The organism is Microbacterium sp. Bi128, assembly GCF_918698205.1.
This window is the reverse complement of the sequence record NZ_CAKKMM010000394.1, coordinates 1-4,076: the sequence shown is the minus strand read 5'-3', so window position 1 is coordinate 4,076 and position 4,076 is coordinate 1. Positions and strand designations below refer to the sequence as shown.

At 65.9% G+C, this 4,076-nt stretch carries 1 protein-coding gene and 2 pseudogenes; all 3 read left to right on the top strand.

Translation table 11 applies throughout. The features are described from left to right. Positions 1 to 1,256: APC family permease (locus tag LQV45_RS19705; RefSeq protein WP_374208251.1), on the top strand; the 1,256-nt coding region annotated here is incomplete at its 5' end. Beyond that, positions 1,253 to 2,621: pseudogene (locus LQV45_RS19700) on the top strand (class I SAM-dependent RNA methyltransferase). The gene LQV45_RS19705 and the pseudogene LQV45_RS19700, both read left to right, overlap by 4 nt. Positions 2,622 to 2,829: 208 nt before the next feature. After that, positions 2,830 to 4,076 (top strand): annotated as a pseudogene (locus tag LQV45_RS19695) (aconitase family protein); the annotation flags it as partial.

Sequence of the window (4,076 nt, the reverse complement as noted above, 5' to 3'; positions counted from 1 at the left end):
CCGGCGTCGAGGCCATCAGCAATGGTGTGCCCAACTTCCAGAAGCCCAAGAGCAAGAACGCGGCCACCACACTGCTCCTGCTCGGCGTGATTGCCTCCGCCATGCTCGCGGGCATCATCTACCTGGCCAACGCCACCAAGGTGCACATCGTGCTGGATCCGGCGACGGAATTCCTCCTGAACGGCAAACCGCTGGAAGAGGGGTACATCCAGAACCCGGCCATCAGCCAGATCGCGCAGACAGTTTTCGGCGAGGGGTCCATCCCGTTCTACATCGTGGTGGCCGCCACCGGCGTCATCCTCGTGTTCGCCTCCAACACGGCGTTCAACGGTTTTCCGGTGCTCGGCTCGATCCTGGCACAGGACGGCTACCTGCCGCGCCAGCTGCGGACCCGTGGCGACCGGCTGGCCTTCAGCAACGGTGTCCTGGCCCTGGCGGCCGGCGCCCTGGTGCTGATCATCGCCTTCAACGCCGACGTCACAAAGCTCATCCAGCTCTACATCGTGGGCGTCTTCATCTCCTTCACGATGAGCCAGCTGGGCATGATCCGGCACTGGGGACGGGAGCTGAAGCTTTCCAAGGAACCTGCCGTGCGGTTGCGCATCATCAAGTCCCGGACCATAAACACGGTGGGCTTTTGCATGACCGCCCTGGTCTTGGTGATCGTCCTGATCACCAAGTTCTCGCAGGGCGCCTGGATCGCGTTGCTGGCCATGTTCGTGCTGTTCCTGATCATGTGGAGCATCCGGGCGCATTATGACAACGTGGCCAAGGAACTCGCCGTGGACGAGGACTCCTCGCCGCGCGCGCTGCCCACCCGGGTGCACGCCGTGCTGCTCGTCTCGCACGTGCGCAAGCCGGTGTTGCGCGCCCTCGCCTACGCCCGGGCCTCCCGCCCGTCGCGGCTGGACGCCATTACCGTGGACATCAGCTCCGAGGAGACCGAGGCGACAGTTGCGGACTGGGAGAAGCTCGAAATCCCTGTGCCGCTGACCGTCCTTGCCAGCCCGTTCCGCGAAACGGTGACTCCGATCATGGACTACATCAAGAGCATGCGCCGGGATTCGCCGCGCGACCTGATCGTGGTCTACATCCCGGAGTACGTCGTGGGCAAATGGTGGGAGCAACTGGTCCACAACCAGACCGCGCTGCGCATCAAAACCCGGCTGCACTTCGAGCCCGGGGTCATGGTGTGCAGTGTGCCTTGGCAGCTGAAATCGTCCGAAGAAGCCAAGAAACTGCAGGATATCCAATGACCCCCGACACCCGGACGCACACCCACACCGAGACCCGCACCGAGCTGACGCTCGACGTCGGACCCGTCGCCCACGGCGGCCACTGTGTGGCCCGGCACGAGGGACGCGTCATCTTCGTCCGGCACGGGATTCCCGGCGAAAAGGTCCGCGTCCGGCTCACCGACGACGGCCCGGCCGCGAAATTCTGGCGCGCCGATGTGGTGGAGGTCCTGGAGGCCTCCCCGGACCGCGTGTCGCACTTCTGGGACCTCGCCGATTCCGCACGTTCCTGGTCGCACCGGCACCCGCCCGTCGGCGGCGCCGAACTCGGCCACATCTCCCTGGCCCGCCAGCGCAGCCTCAAGGCCGAGGTCCTGGCCGAACAACTCAAGCGGCTGGCCGGCGTCCAACTTGCGCCGGCAGAGCAGATCACAGTCGAGGCCGTCGGCGAGGCGGCAGGCGCCGGCGCAGGCGCGCCGGAGGATGCCGGCAGTGCGGGGGAGTCCGCCGCGTCCGGCCTGGGCTGGCGCACGCGCTCCGGCTTGGCCGTGACCCAGGCAGGCAAGCGAGATGCCGCTGGCCGTGGACGGAATCAACGCGCTCCGGCTCTGGGACATCGACCTGCAGGGCATCGACCGGATCGAGGTTGCCGCGCCGGCGAACGGCTCCCGGCCGCTGGTGCTGCTGGTGCCAGCCCCGGGAACCCGGTCCAAGCGGCTCAGCGGCATCCTGGCCCAGCTGCCCGACGACGTCTCGGTCGCCAGCCTGGACCCGGCCACCGGCGAGGTGCTGCAGTTGCGCGGCCGCACCTACGTCCAGGAGTCGGCCGCGGGCCACGAGTACCGGGTTACCGGCGACGGCTTCTGGCAGATCCACCGGGATGCCCCGGAGACACTCGTCGGCGCCGTCACCGGCTTCCTGCACGACGGCGGCTACCTCGCGCCGGGCTCGGTGGTGGCGGACCTGTACGCCGGGGCCGGGCTGTTCACGGCACCGCTGGCTGATGCCGTGGGCGTGACCGGATCCGTGCTCTCGGGCGAGGGAGCACCCGGAACCAGCCGCGATGCACGCAAGAACCTGCACGACGCCGCCCAGGTCGAGATCGTCCAGGGCCGTGTGGAGCGCGTGCTGCGGCAGAAACCGCGCAACTTCGACGCCCTGATCCTGGACCCGCCACGCGCAGGTGCCGGTAAGGCGGTAGTCAAACAGCTGATCGACGCCGGTCCCCGGGCCGTCGCCTACGTCTCCTGCGATCCGGCCTCGTTCGCCCGCGACCTGGGCTATTTCCGGCAGGGCGGCTGGGGCCTGGCCGGGCTGCGTGCCTTCGACCTGTACCCGCACACCCACCACATGGAGACTGTGGCGTTGCTGACTCCTCAACCGTGATGCCACTAGGATGGGCGTAGTAGTCCGTCGTCGCGCTCCATCACCGCTGCTTTTAATTTGACTGGTGTTGATGTAACGGCCGTTCCCTGCGTTTCTTACCTGCATTGCGTACCACGTTGTACTGATGCCTGTATTAGTTAGGCCGCCCTAACTAGCAAGGGTCCTGCGGCGCGACAAAGATGAAACTGTTGCGAGAGGAGTCCTGCGAATGAGCATTGTGGACAGTTTCGGTTCAAAAGGCAAACTTAATGTAGCCGGAACCGAATATGAAATTTTCCGGTTGAACTCCGTCGAAGGTGCAGAGAACCTTCCGTTCAGCCTCAAGGTATTGCTTGAAAACCTGTTGAGGACCGAGGACGGTGCCAACATCACGGCCGACCACGTCCGTGCGCTGGCAGGCTGGGATCCCAGCGCCGAGCCCGACACCGAGATCCAGTTCACGCCGGCGCGTGTGATCATGCAGGACTTCACCGGCGTGCCCTGCGTCGTTGACCTCGCCACCATGCGTGAGGCCGTCAAGGAGCTCGGCGGCGACCCGAAGCGGGTCAACCCCTTGGCGCCGGCCGAAATGGTCATTGACCACTCGGTCCAGATTGACGCCTTCGGCAACTCCGGCGCACTGGAGCGCAACATGGAGATCGAATACCAGCGCAACGGTGAGCGTTACCAGTTCCTGCGCTGGGGCCAGACTGCATTTGACGACTTCAAGGTCGTCCCGCCGGGCACCGGCATTGTGCACCAGGTCAACATCGAGTACCTGGCCCGCACCGTTATGACCCGTGAAGTCGACGGCGTTGTCCGCGCTTACCCGGACACCTGCGTCGGCACTGACTCGCACACCACCATGGTCAACGGCCTGGGCGTGCTGGGCTGGGGCGTTGGCGGCATCGAGGCCGAGGCTGCCATGCTCGGCCAGCCCGTGTCCATGCTCATCCCGCGCGTCGTGGGCTTCAAGCTCACCGGCTCCATCCCGGCCGGCGCCACCGCCACCGACGTCGTCCTGACCATCACCGAGCAGCTGCGCAAGCACGGTGTGGTCGGCAAGTTCGTCGAGTTCTACGGTGAAGGCGTTCGGCTCCACCGCCGCGATGTTCCCGATCGACGACGTCACCCTCGACTACCTGCGCCTCACCGGCCGGTCCGACGAGAACGTCGCCCTCGTGGAGTCCTACGCGAAGGAACAGGGCCTCTGGCACGATCCCTCCCGCGAGATCAAGTTCTCCGAGTACCTCGAGCTGGACCTGTCGACGGTTGTTCCGTCGATCTCCGGCCCGAAGCGCCCGCAGGACCGCATCATCCTCACTGAGTCCAAGGCCCAGTTCCGCGAGGACCTGCGCAACTACGTGAAGGAAGACCTGGCCGGCGGAAGCCTGGACGAAGCGATCGACGAAAGCTTCCCGGCTTCGGACTCGCCCTCATTCACCGCCTCAGCGTCGCACCTGAGTGACGTGGCCC